General features: G+C 63.6%; 9 protein-coding genes. 6 read left to right on the top strand and 3 right to left on the bottom strand.

What is annotated here, in order from left to right:
• Nucleotides 1–20: 20 nt before the first annotated feature.
• Nucleotides 21–3,281 (top strand): beta-galactosidase, encoded by a 3,261-nt coding sequence (locus tag HPY44_09675; GenBank protein ID NSW56273.1) that lies wholly within the window; start codon nt 21–23, stop codon nt 3,279–3,281.
• A 51-nt stretch (nt 3,282–3,332) separates the two neighbouring features.
• Nucleotides 3,333–4,844, top strand: coding sequence for a hypothetical protein (locus HPY44_09670; GenBank protein NSW56272.1), 1,512 nt, complete (start codon nt 3,333–3,335; stop codon nt 4,842–4,844).
• Between the two features lie 21 nt (nt 4,845–4,865).
• On the opposite strand, the gene HPY44_09665 is transcribed toward HPY44_09670, so the two are convergent.
• Both HPY44_09665 and HPY44_09660 read right to left on the bottom strand, forming a co-directional pair.
• Nucleotides 4,866–6,086: a DUF1566 domain-containing protein gene (locus HPY44_09665; GenBank protein NSW56271.1), complete on the bottom strand. Its 1,221-nt coding sequence runs from the start codon at nt 6,084–6,086 to the stop codon at nt 4,866–4,868.
• Between the two features lie 136 nt (nt 6,087–6,222).
• Nucleotides 6,223–6,717 (bottom strand): hypothetical protein, encoded by a 495-nt coding sequence (locus tag HPY44_09660; GenBank protein NSW56270.1) that lies wholly within the window; start codon nt 6,715–6,717, stop codon nt 6,223–6,225.
• Nucleotides 6,718–6,879: 162 nt separating this feature from the next.
• Between HPY44_09660 and HPY44_09655 the strand changes: the two genes are divergently transcribed.
• The 3 genes from HPY44_09655 to HPY44_09645 all read left to right on the top strand — a co-directional run bounded on the left by HPY44_09655 (nt 6,880) and on the right by HPY44_09645 (nt 11,923).
• The gene (locus HPY44_09655; protein NSW56269.1) at nt 6,880–7,551 is read left to right on the top strand and encodes a response regulator transcription factor; all 672 of its coding nucleotides are present in this window, start codon (nt 6,880–6,882) and stop codon (nt 7,549–7,551) included.
• Nucleotides 7,552–9,051 carry a HAMP domain-containing protein gene (locus tag HPY44_09650; GenBank protein NSW56268.1) on the top strand — a complete coding sequence of 500 codons (1,500 nt, stop codon included), beginning with the start codon at nt 7,552–7,554 and terminating at the stop codon, nt 9,049–9,051.
• A gap of 319 nt (nt 9,052–9,370) precedes the next feature.
• Complete coding sequence (locus HPY44_09645; GenBank protein NSW56267.1) at nt 9,371–11,923, top strand: hypothetical protein; 2,553 nt, start codon at nt 9,371–9,373, stop codon at nt 11,921–11,923.
• 198 nt (nt 11,924–12,121) lie between these two features.
• Here HPY44_09645 and HPY44_09640 read toward each other — a convergent pair whose 3' ends face one another.
• A complete protein-coding gene (locus tag HPY44_09640; GenBank protein NSW56266.1) occupies nt 12,122–13,453 on the bottom strand; it encodes a hypothetical protein in 1,332 nt (443 codons plus the stop codon).
• A 177-nt stretch (nt 13,454–13,630) separates the two neighbouring features.
• On the opposite strand from HPY44_09640, the gene HPY44_09635 reads away from it, so the two are divergent.
• On the top strand, nt 13,631–17,209 hold the full coding sequence (locus HPY44_09635) for a heparinase II/III family protein (protein ID NSW56265.1): 3,579 nt from the start codon (nt 13,631–13,633) through the stop codon (nt 17,207–17,209).
• Nucleotides 17,210–17,283 lie beyond the last annotated feature (74 nt).

Genomic DNA, 17,283 nt, shown 5'->3' with positions numbered 1-17,283 from the left:
GATCAGATAGGATGGTCCACATGCACCGCACGACAATGCTGCTCATCTGGCTCGCTGCAAGCCCGGTTCTCGCCCAGCAGACCGCCGCCAACTGGATCTGGTATCCGGAGGTTGCCTCGGGCGAATGCATCGATGAGAGCCGCTACCTGCGCAAGACCTTCGATCTTCACGAAGGCTTCGTGACGGCGCTCCTGGACGTGGTAGTGGACGACCGGCAGACCGTCTACGCCAACGGCGAGGGCCCCCTGAGACCGATTGAGCGAGACTCCGGCCCCGCGCGCTATGACTTGACCCGCATCCTCAGGCCCGGGCGTAATGTAATCGCCATTGAGGCCCACAATGTCACCGGTCCCGGTGGGGTCATTGCTCGCCTTACGGTCAATGGACCGGGCGGGACGACGACGGTGATCGGTTCCGATGGAACCTGGCGTACATCCCGAGACGAGCAGGACGGGTGGACCAGCGCGGATTTCGACGACTCCACCTGGGTGGCCGCGCACGTCATCGGCCCGGCATTTTCGCTTCCCTGGTCCGAGTTTCCAGGCTACCACACTGCAGAGATGGTGAGTGAGGAGGAGCTTGCCGAGTACCGCAGGTTCGAGGCATCCATCGTGGCTCCTGTGGAGCAGTTCGCCGATGACCCGCCGGTTCGCGCCGCACTGAAGCACCACAATGGCGCCCCGGCTGTCTTCATCAATGGTGTGCCGCGCCCGGCCGTCATGTATCGCGGCACCGTGGACCCTGCCTCCGTACACGGCCGCCGGCAGATCGCGAACTTCCGCGACGCCGGCATCCACCTGCAGTGCCTGTACACCACTCTTCTCGGGTGCTGGAAAGCGCCTGGCGAGTATGACTTTTCAGGCATCGACACGCTGATCCGCAGCTTCCTGTCAGTCGATCCGGACGCCTACCTGCTGCTGCATATCCGGCTCATCATGCCGGAGTGGTGGATGCAGGCCAATCCCGACGAGTGGGTGCGCTATGCCACATCAGACGCAATTGACAGCAGCGACGAGTCGTACCGGGTCAAACGCGCGTCGCCCGCGTCCGAAGTCTGGCTGCGAGATGCTTCCGACGCCTGGCGCGCCGCGATCCGGCATATCGAAGCGCAGCCCTGGGGCAAGCGAGTCATCGGCTATCACGCCGGGTACGGCATTTACACGGAGTGGCACTACTTCGGAAGCTGGAGCGATCAGTATCCTGACACCAGCCCGGCCATGACCCGCGCTTTCCGTATGTGGCTGCGCGACAAGTATCCCACGGTGGATGACCTGCGCCGGGCATGGCGAGACGATGCCATCACCTTCGATAACGCCGCTGTGCCGACCATGCAGGCGCGCAGGACCGCGACACTCCAGACCGTGCGCGATCCGGTCCTCGAGCGCCCCGTGATCGACTATTACCACTGCCAGCAGGATGTCATCGCAAACGCCATCGAGCACTTCGGACGAATTGCGAAAGAGGAGACCGGTGGGGACGCGATCTACGGGGTGTACTACGGCTACTTCTTCGGTGTCCGACCCCAGACCCAGGGGGGACATCTTGCCTTTGAACGCCTGCTGAAGTCGCCCAGCATCGACTATTTCGTGGCCCCGTACAGCTACGCAGATCGCCTCATGGGACAGGATGGTCGTCTGCGCAGCCTCGCGGCAGCCATCAACGCGGCGGGGAAGGTCCACATCATTGAAGCGGACATTAGGACCTACCTGCACTCGCGCAATGAGTACGGTCGCACGGACACACGAGAGGAGAGCCTTGCGGCCATTCGGCGCGAGTTCGCCACCTCGCTTATTGAGCACACCGGCTTCTGGTTCGTGGATTTCGGCCCGGATGGCCGCGGCGGGTGGTTCGACCACCCGGAGATCATGGCGGAGGCCAAAGCGCTGCAGGAAGTCGCTACCGCGGCTGTCTCGAAGCCCCGGGAATCCGTGGCGGAGATTGCGGTTGTCTGCGACCTGGAGAGCGGGTACTTGCTCAGCGACACCGAGGGTATGGCCCAGATGTACGCCCTCACCGAGAAGCTGGGCACGGCGCTGTACCACCTGGGAGCGCCCGTGGATTTCGTGTTCCTCGGGCAACTTGATAGCCTGGATCTGTCAAGATACAAGCTCCTGGTGTTCCTGAACACTATCCGTATGACACCTGCCCAAGCGAGTGCGGTCGAAGAATTGCGCCTGTCGGGCCGCCATGCCACGGTGTTCATCTGGGCGCCCGGGCTATGCGAACCGGATCGCGTCTTGGTGCAGCAGGCATCACGAGTCACTGGTCTCGACCTGTCGCTGGCGCAAGACTGGCGCCCTGCGGTGGTGGAGCTCACGCCGGAAGGGACCCCGATTGCGCCATCCGTCACGTCGCACACGGTCTACTCGATTGCCCCTGACCGCAGCACTTCCGTGCCGGGATTCGACGACGCGCAGAACTGGCTCAATCCGCGCACGCCTCAGCAGATGAAAGACAGCTACACCGTGTACGAGTTCGCGCCGATCGAGGGCGGTGTTGCCTGGAGCTTCGACACTCGTTACCCCTGGACGGACATCCATTTCACTGCCGAGATCCCGCCCGGCGATGGGGTCGCGTTCGATGTGAAGCTCGAGGCCGACTGCTCGCGGCTCATGCTGCGGACGGTGATCAAGGATGCGAACTGGGCGGAGTTCCAGACAGCGCCGGAAGTGATCGTCCCCGGCGAGTGGCGGCGGCTGAAGTACCCCTTGGAGGCCTTCGCGAATGCCCCGTGGTCGAAGCTCCAGCCTGGGAAAATAGCTTTGCCTATCCGTGGCATGAAGTTCGTCTTGGATGGCACGAACACTGCCGGCAAGTGCACCTTGTCCTTGCGTGACCTCGCAGCGGTCTCGGGGCCCGTGGCGAAGTCTGAGCGGCGCTCCTATGGTGAGGGCGTCTTCACCCCGGCGCTGATTCCCCGCGATGGTCAGGGCATCGTTCTCGGCCGCCTGACAGGCACCGGCGAGCCCGCGGTAGTGATGACCGGCCATGGCCTTTCGAGCAGCCTCTTCTCGGCCGTGCCTTCCATGCCCCGCGACCTGCTGGCGGAGATGGTCCGCAGGGCCGGGGTGCACCAGTACATCGACGCGCCGGCAGACGTGCTGCGGGCTGATTCGCGTTTCATCAGCATCCACACGAAGGACGGTGGCCCTCGTGAACTGAAGCTCATTGAGCCCGCTACCGTACGGAATGCGATCACTGAAGGCGTTGTTGGCCGTGGCGCATCCATCCATCTGGACCTGCCGCCGAACTCCACCACACTGCTGGAGTTGATCCCGTAACCGCGGCCGCCTGCGGGACAACCTGCAGACCGCCGGCATCGGAGGCAAACCGTGAACCGTTCTTTCTCCGTCGTCCTGCCCCTGCTTCTTGCCAGCTGCGCTGTGCCGGTTGCTGCCGAGCCGGTGGTCCTGGCTGGTGACGGTTCTGGAGGACAGGTCACCACCGGTTTCGCGCGCAGTGCATCGGGGGCGTACCTGAAGGTGCAAGCTCGCTTCACCATCCAGTTCAGCGGCAAGGCAGAGGGCACGGGGTTCGTGCTGGTCAACACCGACACCCATGCCCACGGCGCGACGGCACCGGCAATCCCGCGTTGGGAAGAGCCCAACATCCCGGGCGCTTTCGGCGTGGGCTTCGACACCAGCAATCCGCCCACGAAAGACCGGTTCAACGCCGACGGCAACATCTACGGTCGCCCGGAGCATGAGGTCTCTCTGCACTGGGATGGGAGAGAAGTGGCGAACGCACTGTCGCCGGTGGCCTATGAGGATGGAAGACCGTATGAAGTTCTCGTGCAACTGGCCTACGTCACCGCCGGGGCGGATGTGACCGTAACTATCGACGGACAGCCCGTCTACGCGGAGCTCTTCGTGCCGGACATGCAACCATACGAGTGCCGGGCGGCCTTTGGTTTCAATCCTGGCGCCGGCGAAGCCTCATGCACTATCGACTTTGACGGGCTGACGCTATCCGATCCCGCCGGTCCGATGCCAACGCCGGAGCGGTTCACCGTCTTCGACGACGCGGTCCTGAACGCCGGACAGCAGACCCGTGAGACCACCGTGGACCTGCCCGGCGCCACCAGACAGGTCGAGCGCGTCATGCTGACGTTGGCCCTCGGCGCGCCCGAGGGAGGCATCGACCCGTGGGATCGCGCGGGGCATGTTTACGTCTTCGGCGACGACGGGCAGCGATACGAGATTCTGCGGTTCATCACGCCCTTCGGACGAGGGTGCCAGTGGAAGGCGGATGTGACCGACTTCCAGTCCCTTCTCCGCGGCAAGCGCAGGATGGCTGTGAGTATCAGCACATGGGTGAAGGGATGGCGCGTGGGCGTGGCCCTGGAGTATTACTGGGGAACGCCGGAGCGGGAGGCCTTCCGGGTCACCAATTTGTGGCAGGGAGACTTCGAATACGGCAACCCGCAGGACCCGATGGATGCGAAGTTTACTACCCGCACGCTCACCCTTGATCCGGGGACGACATCCGCGAAGCTCCGCCTGGTGGTGACCGGGCACGGAATGCACCCGAACACGGACAATGCGGCGGAGTTCATGCCTGCGAAGCGCACGGTTACCGTCAACGGGAAGGCATTCGAGAATCTCCTGTGGACCACTAACAACTACCTGAACCCTTGCCGGCCCCAGGGCGGCACCTGGAAATATGATCGGGCGGGATGGGGTCCCGGCGCGCTGGTCATTCCCTGGGAGATCGACGTCACGGACCTCGCGAGGCCCGGCGAACAGGCGACTATCGGCTATGCACCCCAGCCTTACGTCAACGAAAACGCGGGCAAGAGCCGGGCCAACCACATCGTCGAGGTGGTTCTGATCGAGTACCGGTGAGCGCTTCCGGCACCGCGCGCCTTAGCGCGCATCCCTCACCGCCCGCACCAGGTTGAAGATCCGGATCGCGTCGCCCTGGGGGCCGCGCCCGTAGGGGAATGCGCGCGGGTCTCCGGCTTTCGGATCACTGCGCTGGGCTCCAGCCCCGTGGACGTCGATCCAGCGGCCGTTGATGCACCCCATCGCCCTTCCGAAGGCCACATAGCAGGCCGCCGCGCCGCCTTGTGGGCCGTCGAAATGAGTCGTGCTGCTCCAGTAATAGCCGAAATCCCACTGCCGGACCTCATTGCTGATGGGTGTGCAAGTGAAGATCGGATCGATGGCGGCGGTTCCGGTGGTGGCAGGGGAGCGTTTGTAGTCCACGATGGACTGAAGCTCCTTCGCGTTCGGCAGCCGCCAATCATCGTAACCTGCAAGGGTGAGGCTTTCGGCGTAGTCCAGTGCCTCGCGCCAGTTGCGTTTCCTGCCATCATCCGCTTTCTGCCACATCAGCCCGGTCGCGCGGTCGGTCACGGTGCCGTCGCCGTTGTCCACAAAGTCATTGATTCCATATCCAATACCTTCCCGCACATACAGGCAGTAGAATAGTTTCTGCCGACCGCCAGGCATGTTCATCGGGTAGCCCTTGATGCGGCCATCGGCGAAGTTCACGCCGAACACCGTGGGGTTGCCGAACATCGTGGTAGAGACATACCGGGTGCTTGAGCAGAACTGAGAGTCAATGAAGCGTTCGCCAGTCACGTCCCCGTAGGTGAAGACAAAGTAGTGCGTATCGATGAAGGGGATCGAGTCGGCCGCCGACGTTCCTATCCGGCCACGGAAGTCGATGAGGGAGTACAGCTCTTTGATGGATGGCAAGCGCCAGTCGGAATAGCCTGCGAGCCTGCAGCGCGTGGCCCCCACAAGCGCGGCGGCGAAGGTCACTTTCGCGCCCGGGTCCTTCTGCCACATGAGCCCGGTGTTCAGGTCCGAGATCGTGCCGTCGCCATTGTCGCGGTACGACGGTTGTGCTCCGGCATACTGGGCATCCTGGCCATAGTAGTCTTGCCCTGGTGCCGGGGAGATAGCGCTGCCATAGAGGTCATAGCAGCGATCCTGACCCGTATCCACCACGGTCCACCGGGCAGCAGCGGTCCCTGCTCCAGCGGGCTGGGCGGCGCCGCAGCCGCCTGGCGCAAGCACACTGGCTGATAGCAGCAGGACGGCGATGGCGACAGAGGGTGTGCGCGGTTGCACCGTCATCGACTCCCTTCCTGTGTGAACGATATCTCGGCGGGACCTCCAAGGCAATATGGCAGTGCGACGGTGCGCCGGGTGATGAGATGCGGCCTGCGCGCCGGTTGGCGCGCAGGCCGTGGGTCGTACCGCGAATGCGTTACTACTTTGCCGGCTCTTCAGGGGCGTTGGGGGTCTGGTGCCACGGCCCTCGTCCCTCCGGCCCCCTGCCCTGCGGGCCTCTGCCTTCAGGTCCCCGGGCTTCGGGGCCCCTGCCCCCGCGTCCTCGTCCGTCAGGTCCGCGGTCCGGTGCTTCCCAGTACGTCGCTTCGGCCAGCTTCTTCAGGGTCTTGGCGTCGTACGCGGTGAGCTTGCCGGCGCAGGCGACGTAGACAACATCCTTCGCAACTGTCACCGTCACTGCGGGTCCGCCGGGAGGAGGCCCCTGCGGTCCTGGGCCTGCCATGGGCCCACCAGGCCCGTGCCTCTGCCCGATACCCGGTCCGCCCTGTCCGTGGGGGCCTGGCCCCGGGCCGCCCATCCTCGCCCACACCTGCGGACCCTCTTCAGCCGGGCCCGGCTGCGCCATCCCCGGCACTGCCAACACCATCGCTGCGATCACTGCGAGACCCACCGTCAGCAACACTGTCTTGTTCATCTTCGTTTCCTCCTTCTTTCTGACCGCGTCCTGCGCGGCCTGGCTGCTTCCTGCGTCGGGTAAGCTTTACCCGCTAAGATGAACGTGGCAGGTGGGGATGCATTACAGAACTGTAATCCTGCGCGGCTTGTCCCGCGGAAGGGCATCTGATACCATTCCGATATGCGCATTCTCGTTGCTGAAGATGAGAAGAAGACCGCCGGGTTCATACGGAAGGCCCTGGAGGAACAGGGCTTCAGCGTGACCCTCGCGCCCGACGGCGATCAGGCCTTCGATCTCGCGACCAGCGAGAGCTTCGATGTGATCGTGCTGGACATAATGCTCCCGGGCCGCGACGGCCTCAGCATCTTGCGCGCATTGCGCGACCGTCACAATACCGTCCCGGTGCTTCTTCTCACAGCCCGCTCCGAACTGGGCGAACGGGTTGAGGGGCTGAACCTGGGCGCGGATGACTACGTGACCAAGCCGTTTTTCATGGAAGAGCTCGTGGCTCGAGTGCAGGCGCTCATGCGACGGGCAAGTGGGGAAAAGCTCAGTATCATCCGGTCCGGGGACCTCGTCGTCAACCTCATTACACGCGAGGTGAAGGTGGGGGAGCGGACGGTTGAGCTGACCACCCGCGAGTTCAACCTTCTGGAATACCTCATGCGCTCACCGGGCCGGGTATATGCGCGAACACAGATTCTTGACCACGTCTGGGGATATGACTTCGACCCGAATACGAACCTGGTTGACGTGTATATCCAGCGCCTGCGCAAGAAGCTCAGCCCCGAGGGTGACCAGCAGTTCATCGAGACCATCCGCGGCGTCGGCTACCGCTTCCGGAGGTCCTGAGTGCGCAATCTCCCGCGCGTGCGCACTTTCCGCTATCGCATCGCCCTGCTTTCGCTGCTGGTCTCAGGCGTGGCGCTCCTCGCCTTCGCAATCCCTGCCTGGATTCTCATCGGCCGCCTGGACCTGCAGCGCATTGATAATGAAGTGCGCCTGCGCGTCCTGCCTCATCTGGCCTGGCATCCTGATAATCGCCATTGGGGCGAACTCGAGGACCAGTTGCGCTACGCTTACGGTCCCAGTGATGAGACGGCCGTGTTCTTGCTGGTGAAGAATCGTGCCGGACGCACCGTCTATCGGTCAAAAACCTGGCCGGAGAGCCTTGATCCGGGCAGTTTCCCGGCGCCGGGTGACAGGGCCAGCAGTCTGAGCATCCAAGAGCCGCCGCCACCCTTGCGCAGCCGGGGCGAATTCCGGCGGGAGGGTGGCCGGTCTCGCCGCGAGGCCCTGCTGCCACCCACCCGCATCAGGCAACCCGAAGCCTTCAGCTGGAATGAAGGGATCAGGCCCTGGCGCGTGGCAATCACGGGCAACGAGTACGTGACCGTCATCATCGGCGTGAGTCTCGCCGGGCACCGCAGTGCCATGCTTATGACCACAATGGCCCTGCTCCTGGCCCTTCCCCTTGCGGCTTTGCTTGCGGCAGGAGGGGGATGGCTGCTGTCGGGGCGCGCTCTACGGCCGGTGAGGGAACTCACCGAAGCAGCAGAGACCATCACGGTTCAGGGCCTGGACCGGCGCATCTCGGCCGGCGATGCCGACGCGGAATTCGCGCGCCTGATCAGCGTCTTCAATGCGATGTTGGAACGCCTGGAAAGCAGTTTCCAGCAGGCCACTCGGTTCAGCGCGGACGCGGCGCACGAATTGAAGACGCCGCTCATGGTCCTGCAGGCAGAGTTGGAACAAGCGCTTCAGGATGCGAAGGACGGCTCACGGGAGCAGCAGGTCTACGGCAATCTGCTGGAGGAAGTGCAGAGGCTAAAGAGCATCATCCGCAAGCTGCTGCTCCTGTCGCTGGCTGACGCTGGTCGGCTTGAGTTGAGCCTCGAACCGCTCAACCTCAGCGCGGCACTGGAGACCGTGCGCGAAGACACGGAGGCCCTGGCGCCGGATCTCGGTGTCTCTATCCAGTCTGAACCTGACATTTGGGTGGCGGCGGATGCCGAACTGCTGGGTCAGGTGCTTCACAATCTTGCTGCGAACGCCATCAAGTACAATCGCCCCGGCGGAACGATCCGCTACCAACTGCAGCGCCGCGGGACGCTGGCGCGCCTGACCGTGGCAAACACCGGGCCGGGTATTCCTCCGGAGGATGTGGGGAAGGTCTTCCAGCGCTTCTACCGGGCCAGCAAGGCGCGAGATCGATCAGTGGATGGCGTCGGCCTGGGCCTGAGCCTTGCCCGGGAGATCGCGCGCGCCCACGGTGGAGACCTCACGCTTGCACGAGGGGGACCGGACACGACCACTTTCGTCCTCACGCTCCCGCTGAGCGATCCGCCCTAGACCCCATCTTTTTTCGGTCAGACCTGTAACACTTTGCGCCCGTCGTGCATATAAGACTGGGCACAGATGCCAAAAGGTGAGCCGGGGGACTGGCCGACTGCGGCCGGAACGTGGATACGGCAGGAGCGTGGGGGCGGGGACGCTCCTGCCGGGTTCGCGTTCGCGTGGTCACTCGCCCCTGGCCGGCAATGGAGTCGACGCAAGCCAACGGAGTCCTGACTTCCACGCACCGGCAGGATTCCCGGCGCCTCTCCACGAACCGTCTCCTGTCCTGGCGCCTCGCGCGCCGCCACCCCAACTGTCCCTCGAGGTTACCGCGATGGTCAACACACTCTGTCTCAATGGCACCTGGCAAGTCACCTGGACCGAAGGTCTTCACGGCCGGTGGGAGCACGGTGTCGCGCCGGAGCTCGACGGGCAGCGTTACATCCCCATCGCCGTGCCCGGAGAAATACACCGGGAACTGCAGCGAGCGGGGATCCTTGATGATCCGAACATCGGCCTGAACAGTCTCAAGGCTCGCTGGGTTGAGGAGCAGGTGTGGGTCTATCGCCGGGTTTTCAATGCGCCCCCGAAGGCGGCGAGTTCCCCGTGCCGGCTCTGCTTCGAAGGTCTGGACCTCAATGCAGTGATCTTCCTGAATGGCGAAGAGATCGGCAGGCACGGAAACGTCCACCGGCCCTGCCATGTCGACGTGACCGGCAAGCTGAAGCCCGGCGAGAACACGCTCGTGGTCGTCCTGGAGAGCGGGCTGTATGACGTGGCGGACCGCGAGGGCGCTGCATACAACCAGGCTCCCGAAACGCTCCTGAACAAGCGTCACTGGATGCGCAAGGCTCAGTACCAGGCTGGGTGGGATTGGAACCCGCGGCTTATCAATGTGGGCATCGTGGGCAGCGTCAGGTTGGAGTGGTCCACCGCGCCGTGGATCGAAGACCTCGTGGTTCTGCCGGAACTCGCGCCGGATCATCGTTCGGCGACGCTCCGTGTGCGGGCTCATGTGACCAACCCCACCGGTGAGCCCGTGCAACTGCGTCTGTTGGCGTCCGCCGATGATCCCGGCGGCAACACAGTGGCCAGCGAATCAGCTGATTTTGCCGCCGGGGTGGGGGAGAGCGTCGCCGAGGTGCAGTTGCCCATCGACTCCCCGGACCTGTGGTGGCCTGTGGGGCATGGCGCGCAGAGCTTGTATGCGGTCTCGGCGTGCCTCAAGGCGGGCAGCGAAACCATTTACGAGCGCAAGACGCGCACCGGAATCCGCACGGTGGAAATCGACCGCAGCCCGCATCCTCAGGTGGGCGACTACTTCATCATCAAGGTCAACGGTCGCCCCATCTTCTGCAAGGGCGGCAACTGGGTCCCGCCGGATATGCTCGCGCCTCAGGGAGATTCCGAAGCCGGTGGCCTCGCGGAGGACATGGATGCACGGTGCCGTGCGCTGGTGGACCTTGCGGTGGAATCGAACTGCAATCTCCTGCGCATCTGGGGCGGTGGGTACTACGTGGGCGACCGCCTGCTGGACTGCTGCGACGAAAAGGGAGTGCTGGTGTGGCATGATCTCGCTTTCGCCTGCTCCAAGTACCCGGCGGATGATCCTGCGTTCCTCGCAGAAGTGCGCCGCGAGATCCGGTGGAATGTGCGCCATATGGCGAATCACCCATCGCTCGCGATCTGGTGCGGGAACAACGAACTGGAGTGGGGCGTCTGGGCGTGGGGCTATGACCGGTCCGGCAAGTCGCTGCCCGACTACAGCCTATTCCACCACGTGATCCCCGTTATTCTGCAGGAAGAGGACACCTCGCGCCCATACTGGCCCAGTTCGCCGTACTCTGAAGGCCACCGGTTCCCCAACGAGCCCACTACCGGAGACCAACATCCGTGGGATGTGACCCTCGGCCAGTATGGCACCGACTTCTGGGCCTACCGCAACTTCGTGGACCGCTTTCCCAATGAGGGCGGCGTACTCGGCGCGAGTTCACCGGCCACCCTGGCCCAGTGCCTGGGCGACCAGTTCAGCTTCCGGTCCTTCGCCTGGGAGCATCACGACAACGCCGCCAATTTCTGGCGTGCTGATGAGGGAGTGACGTACAGGGCGGTGCTGGACTGGTTAGGCCTGGAGGCCAGTCGGATGGAACTTGCCGACTACTGCTTCGCCAGCGCGCTACTGCAGGCTGAAGGGCTCTCCGAGTACATCTGCAACTATCGCCGGCGCATGTTCAGCAGCTCCTCGGCGATCTTCTGGATGTACAACGATTCATGGCCCGCGACCCACGGCTGGACCATCGTGGACTACTACCTGCGCCGGAAACTCGCTTTCCACCCGGTGCGCCGCGCTTTCCAGCCGGTGAGCGTGGTCGTTGCCGAAGACGAGGGCATGGTGACGGTGTTCGGGGTGAATGACTCGCCGGATGACTGGACCGGTGACCTGCGCTTCGGCGTGTTCCGCTTCGACGGCGGTCTGCCGCTGGATGATTCGCGCCCCGTGACGCTTCCGGCCAATGCCTCCACTCCACTTGCGCAGATCAGCCGCGCGGATTGGGAACAGCAGGGCTTTGCAGAAAGCGGGGCATTCGCGGCGCTTCTGGCCGATGGCCGCGTCATCGCCCAGCACCGTCTGCTCCTGGAACGCTTCAAGGACCTTGCATTGGCGCGGCCTGAGATTGAGGTGTCGCTGGCCGAAGACGGGCTGACGGTAACGTTCCGGTCGGATGTGTTCGCGTGGGGCGTGTGCCTGGATCTGAATGGGGAAGCCCCGCTGCCGGACAACTGCTTCGACCTGCTGCCCGGGATCGAGCGCACCATGGCATGGTCGCCGGAACTCGGCGAGCCGAAAGTAGTCGCGGTGGGGAACGAACTGGTGATCGGGCGCTGAACCAGCACTCGCTTCGGAGCACACCAGGCGCGGCCTGGTGTGGCCCCACGTCACGGCTGCAGCGGGAAGGTCTCGTCCAGCGTCGCCCAGTTCTCCGGCGGCATGCCGAAGTCGGGTATGCTCATGCGTTCGCCGTCGCGCTTCGCCGACTCATGGGCGACGATCCTCGGCCTGTGTCGCCGTTACCGCTGCCCGTTGTCAGGCGCTGGTCGCATCCCACAGTTCGTGCAGCATCACCTGGATGTGGTCGGCCATCTGCCTGCCGCCGTCGGCGTCCAGACGGCGCGAAAGGATCGGTTTGGCCCCGTACGCGCCGCGCTGGGCCTGGTCGGTGGTGGGCACGTAACCGAACCAGTCATTGGCAAGCTCGCAGATCAGCGTGAATCTTGCCGGTGACCACCTCTTGATTTCCTTGCCCCAGTCCGTGAAGATCTCACCCGGCAGGCCCACGAATGCCAGGTCACCCAACCGGAGCACTTGAAGCGTCACGTCCGCGATCTGGTTGTCGAAGGGCCAGTCATCGAACGCCCGGACCACATAGTCCTCGAAAGCCCCCAATTCCTCGCGAGTGCGAAGTTCCGCAACTTCTGCCCGCATCTTCTCTTCGCGGGTGTAGTAGGGGATCTTCGCCACTTTCAGCAAGTGGCCGCACGCGCCCGCTTCCATGGGTTCGGCTTTCTCTCCGGCGTTCATTGCAAGCCCGGCAACGGCTCGCCCGAGTTGTACCGTCTTCTCCACGCCCGAGATGGGCAGGCGCGTGGCGTTCCACGTGTGGTGGTTGATGTCCCCGCACGCACCGTTGAGGAACACCGTGATTACGTTCTCTCCATAGACCGCAGAAATCACCCTGTAGATTTCGCCGAACCAGTCCGCAGAGATATGCTTCGCACCACCGCCGCCGATGACGTCCCCATGGTTCGCGTAGTTGACCAGCACCGCGCGCACCTGGTTCTCACGGTCGCGCACGAAGACGCTGATGACCTCAGGGTCCACCGAACTCGTCGGCCCGAGGACCTCGCTCTTGCTGAAGACCTCAGACCCGTCCTTCTTGCGCCCCAGGCGGATGCTGCCCAGGTCAGGCTCGCACTGTCTGCCGGGGTAGAGCACCGCGTCGAAGTAGTCTGCATTGGCCGAAATCACCGCGTCGGCGATGAGCTGCGGCAGGCGCTGAAGGTAGTCCTCGTTCCACGGCACAACCCGGCCCCGGCGAGTCTCCGGGCCGGTATGGGTGTGGGTGCAGCAGATGAGCACCTGTTCGGGTTTGAGTCCCGTCGCCTTCTCGATCAGCGCCTTAGCCGGGTCGGTGATGTCCCTGTTGAGGGAGATCAGATCGCACGATACCAGAGCAATGCGTTCTCCGCCGGCCTGGAAGATGATTGCATTGCAGTAGAGATCATCGCGAACCGTCTCGCTGACTCGGTCGTGAAAATACCCTGCCAGCGAAGTGCCGATGGGCGGGGTGATGACGCTCCGGCCGACGCCTGCGGTGATCTCGGGCAGTCCTTCGGTCCTATATGTCAGAACAGACATGAGGGTGCCTCCTCAATTGCGGCCAAGTCTGCGGCAATTACTCGCTGCCGCCTTCGCCGTACATCGAACCATTCCTTCTCCTGGGTTCTTTGCCTCGCCTACATCTGATGGCAGGGATTGGCGGCCTGCTCGGTGAACATAGACAGTAAGCACGTTCGTTCATGGAGGCCCCCGCCTATGCTCGCCAAACCCCTGACACTGCTGCTTCTGCCGCTCCTCACACTGCCCTGTCTCGCCGCGCAGGAGTTCACTTCCGGATTCGAACCGGATGAGCCCGCGAACTTCTGGGCGCTCACCGATAATGGCGTTTCACACATCGTCACCGATCAGTTCCATTCGGGTTCCGCGAGCCTGAAAGTGACCGATCCCGATGAGAAAGTGGGCTCAAGCGCGCGTTCCGTCTCGATCCCCGCGAGGCCCGGCCAGATCGCGCGCCTGACCCTCTGGCTGCGTCTCGAAACCGGTGAACCCAACGGACTGGGGGTCTACTACAATTTCACCGATGCCGCCGGAAAGCGCTTGAACCAGCCATCGGAAGCAGCCATCCAGCGCCCTACCATGAAGCAGGGCGAGTGGGTGTTTGCGCAGGCATCGGCAACAATCCCGGAAGGCGCTGCCGGCGTGGGCGTCTGGCTTCACAGCTTCTCCACGGCCGCTGTCACCTGTTTCGTGGATGATGTCAGACTTCAGGTCATGGACCCGGGTGAGTTCGGCCCCGCGACCGCCTGGACCGGCGGAACCCTTGATGACCAGACGCGCAAGATCTGGCCCTTCGCAGTCCGCTGGGACCACCGCGTCTCCTCCAGCATCCAGTGCGCATTCGATCCTCCTGCCGACTGGAGCGGGAAGGGCGCCCTGCGACTGTGGGTGCACTCGGCAGCACCGAACAACTCCACCTTCATGGTCATCGCCAATTCCGAGAACCCCGCCAGCGAAGGGGCCGATTACTTCGCGGCCAAGATCACCGTGGATTGGGACGGTTGGAAGGAACTTGTTCTTCCGGTGCATGAGCTTGGCCGGTCACGGGAGCCGGTGGGCTGGAACAAGATTGACAGCATCGTTCTCACCGCTTCCGGCTGGGGACAGACGGTGAACCCGGAGACGGTGCTTGTGGTGGATGGCGTCGAACCGGTGGAAGCCGGCGCGGCCCTGTGGCCGCCGTCGGATGAGAGCCTGTTTGATAGCCTGGATCTGGAGCGCCCGGAGCTGGCCGCTGTGAAGGCGTCGGTGATGGCCGGGGACTATGCGGCGGCGAAGGAAGCGCTCGCCGAACACCTGCGCAACCGCACTACTCCGCGCTGGACTTTCGACTGGCGCGACGCCCCGATGCGCGGCGTCAAAGTGCCCGGTCCCGAGGAGGACAAGGCGCCCGACCAGTGGGACTACTACTCAGCATTCATCACCGTGGACTGGGAAGGCTGGAAGCTGATTCGGCTGGACAAGGCGGACCTCACTCCGCGTGCCATGGTGGAAGGAGAGGGTTGGAAGGGTAAGCAGCCCATCGGCTGGCACTGGATTCAATACATCGCCATGAACGCCAAGGGCTGGGGCCTCACGCCGGATCCAGGGACGGTCCTCTACTTCGACGACGTGCGACTTGTGGGCAAGGAGAAGACCACCGTTGTGAGCGATTTCGAGTCCGGCGCGGATGACTGGTCCGGGCTGGAAGCATCCACGGAGCGTGCCAAGTCCGGGGAGGCCTCCGGCAAGTGGAGTAACCAGGTGCTGACCACTGGCATCAAGAACACGAAAATCCCCCACGACTGGACTGACTACGATGCGCTGGAAATGTGGGTTTACTCCGAGAAGCCGACAGGCTCGCGCATTGTGGTCGTGCTGGACTCGGACGTGCCATCGCAGGTGACCTCCGCCGAAAAAGCACTCAGGCGCGAGTTCGACTACACCAAGGGGCCCGGTGAGCACGGCACGATCACCTTCGGCGACCGCATCGACTGGACCGCTAATCCCACCGAAGGTGAAGCGCGGACCCACCTGTGGAATGAGGCGCTCAACCGGCACTTCCATTTCCGGCAATTGTCCGAAGCCTATTGGAACACGGGGCAGGAGAAGTATGCCGAGGAGATCGCGCGACAGATCCTGGACTGGACCAGCGCGATGCCGCGACCGATGCTGTCCAGTGGCAACAGCGTGGGGCACTACGCCTGGCAGACGCTGACCACCGGGATCCGCCTCGCGGACACCTGGCCGCAGGCGCTCTACCGGTGCATGGGCTCGCCCGCATTCGACGCGAATCTGCTGGCGGAAATCATGAAATCCGTGCGCGAGCAGGCTCGGCATCTCGTGAAATGGCCCAGCAGCGGGAACTGGCTCACCGCCGAGTCCAACGGGCTGTTTACCGCGGGAATGCTCTTCCCCGAGTTCAAGGAAGCCGCCGACTGGCGGCGTATCGCCATCGACCGCCTCTACAAGCAGCTTGACGACGAGGTCTACCCCGACGGGATGGAGTATGAACTCGCCGCGGGTTACAACAACTGGGTTGTAACCGAGTTCGCGCATATCTTGGAGATGGCCGAGATGAATGGCCTGCGGGGAGAACTGCCCGCCGACTACCAGGACAAGCTGGAGAAAATGTTCAATTATCTGCTCTTTGCGTCCATGCCCAACGGCGCGATCCCCGGGCTGAATGACTCCGGCAATAGCGACGTGCGCGGCCTGCTCACAACCGGCTATAAGCTCTTCCCCGAGCGCGAGGACTTCCGGTTCGTCGCCACCGCCGGCGCCTGGGGCGAGACACCCGAGCAGACTTCCTACGCATTCCCGTGGAGCGGCCATTATGTGATGCGCTCCGGCTGGGACGCCGATGCCACCTTCCTCCTGTTCGATGCAGGCCCGTACGGCATGGGACACCAGCATGAGGACAAACTGCATTTCGTGTTGTGGGCCAAGGGCCGCCAGCATCTCCTGGACCCCGGAAACTTCTCGTATGACCGCTCCCGCTGGCGGCGATATGTGCTGGAGACTTACGGGCACAATACGGTGATGGTAGACGGGGAGAATCAGAACCGCGGGGCAAAGCGCGAGACGTACTGGTGGCCGAAGCCCTGGCGGGGAGACGCGCCACCGGAGAATGACGCGCGCTGGGCCTCCACGCCCGAGTATGACTTCGCCGCCGGCATATATTCCGACGGCTACGGCGAGAAGAACGCCATCGACGTCACCCACACCCGCCGCGTTCTGTACCTGAAGAAGCTGGACCTGTTCGTGGTCCTCGATGCCCTCGACCCGGCGGACGAGGGGGAGCACACATACGAAGCGCTTTTCCACCTGGACACTGAGGATGCGCAGGTTCTCGAAGCGGGTGTCGTTCGCACCCTCAACGAAGGCCAGAGCAATCTGCAGATCACCCCGGCGCCCGTGCTTGATCTGGAGATCGTGAAAGGCAAGCAGGACCCGCCAGTGCAGGGATGGGCGAATGGACCGTGGCGGGCTATCCCGACGGCGATCTACAAGACCGGCGGTTCCGGAACGGTGCGGATGGCCTTCGTCCTGGAGCCGATCGCGGCCGGGGAGGAACCAAGAGTTACGAGCGCGAAAATGTTGCCTTCCAATGCCGGCTTTGCCGCCTTGGAGATCTCCCTGGGGGACAGCCGCAGCATTCTTATTATCCAGCGCGACGAGCCGGGCGAGCCGGTGAATGTCGCGGGCATTGAGACGCGGGATGAGATGACCATTGTCATTCGCAATGCGGATGGGGGCGTCACGCAAAGGCTCTCGTTCACGGCCGAGCTGCCCTGATGTGCGTGGACGAAGGGGCAAAACCCGGCGTTGTGCCCTTTCACGGTCTCATTGCACAGGGCGGGCTGTATGGC

Source organism: Armatimonadota bacterium, assembly GCA_013314775.1.
Taxonomy (GTDB): Bacteria; Armatimonadota; Zipacnadia; order Zipacnadales; family JABUFB01; genus JABUFB01.
The sequence above is the reverse complement of the archived record's forward strand: the minus strand, read 5'-3'. Positions and strand labels throughout refer to the sequence as shown.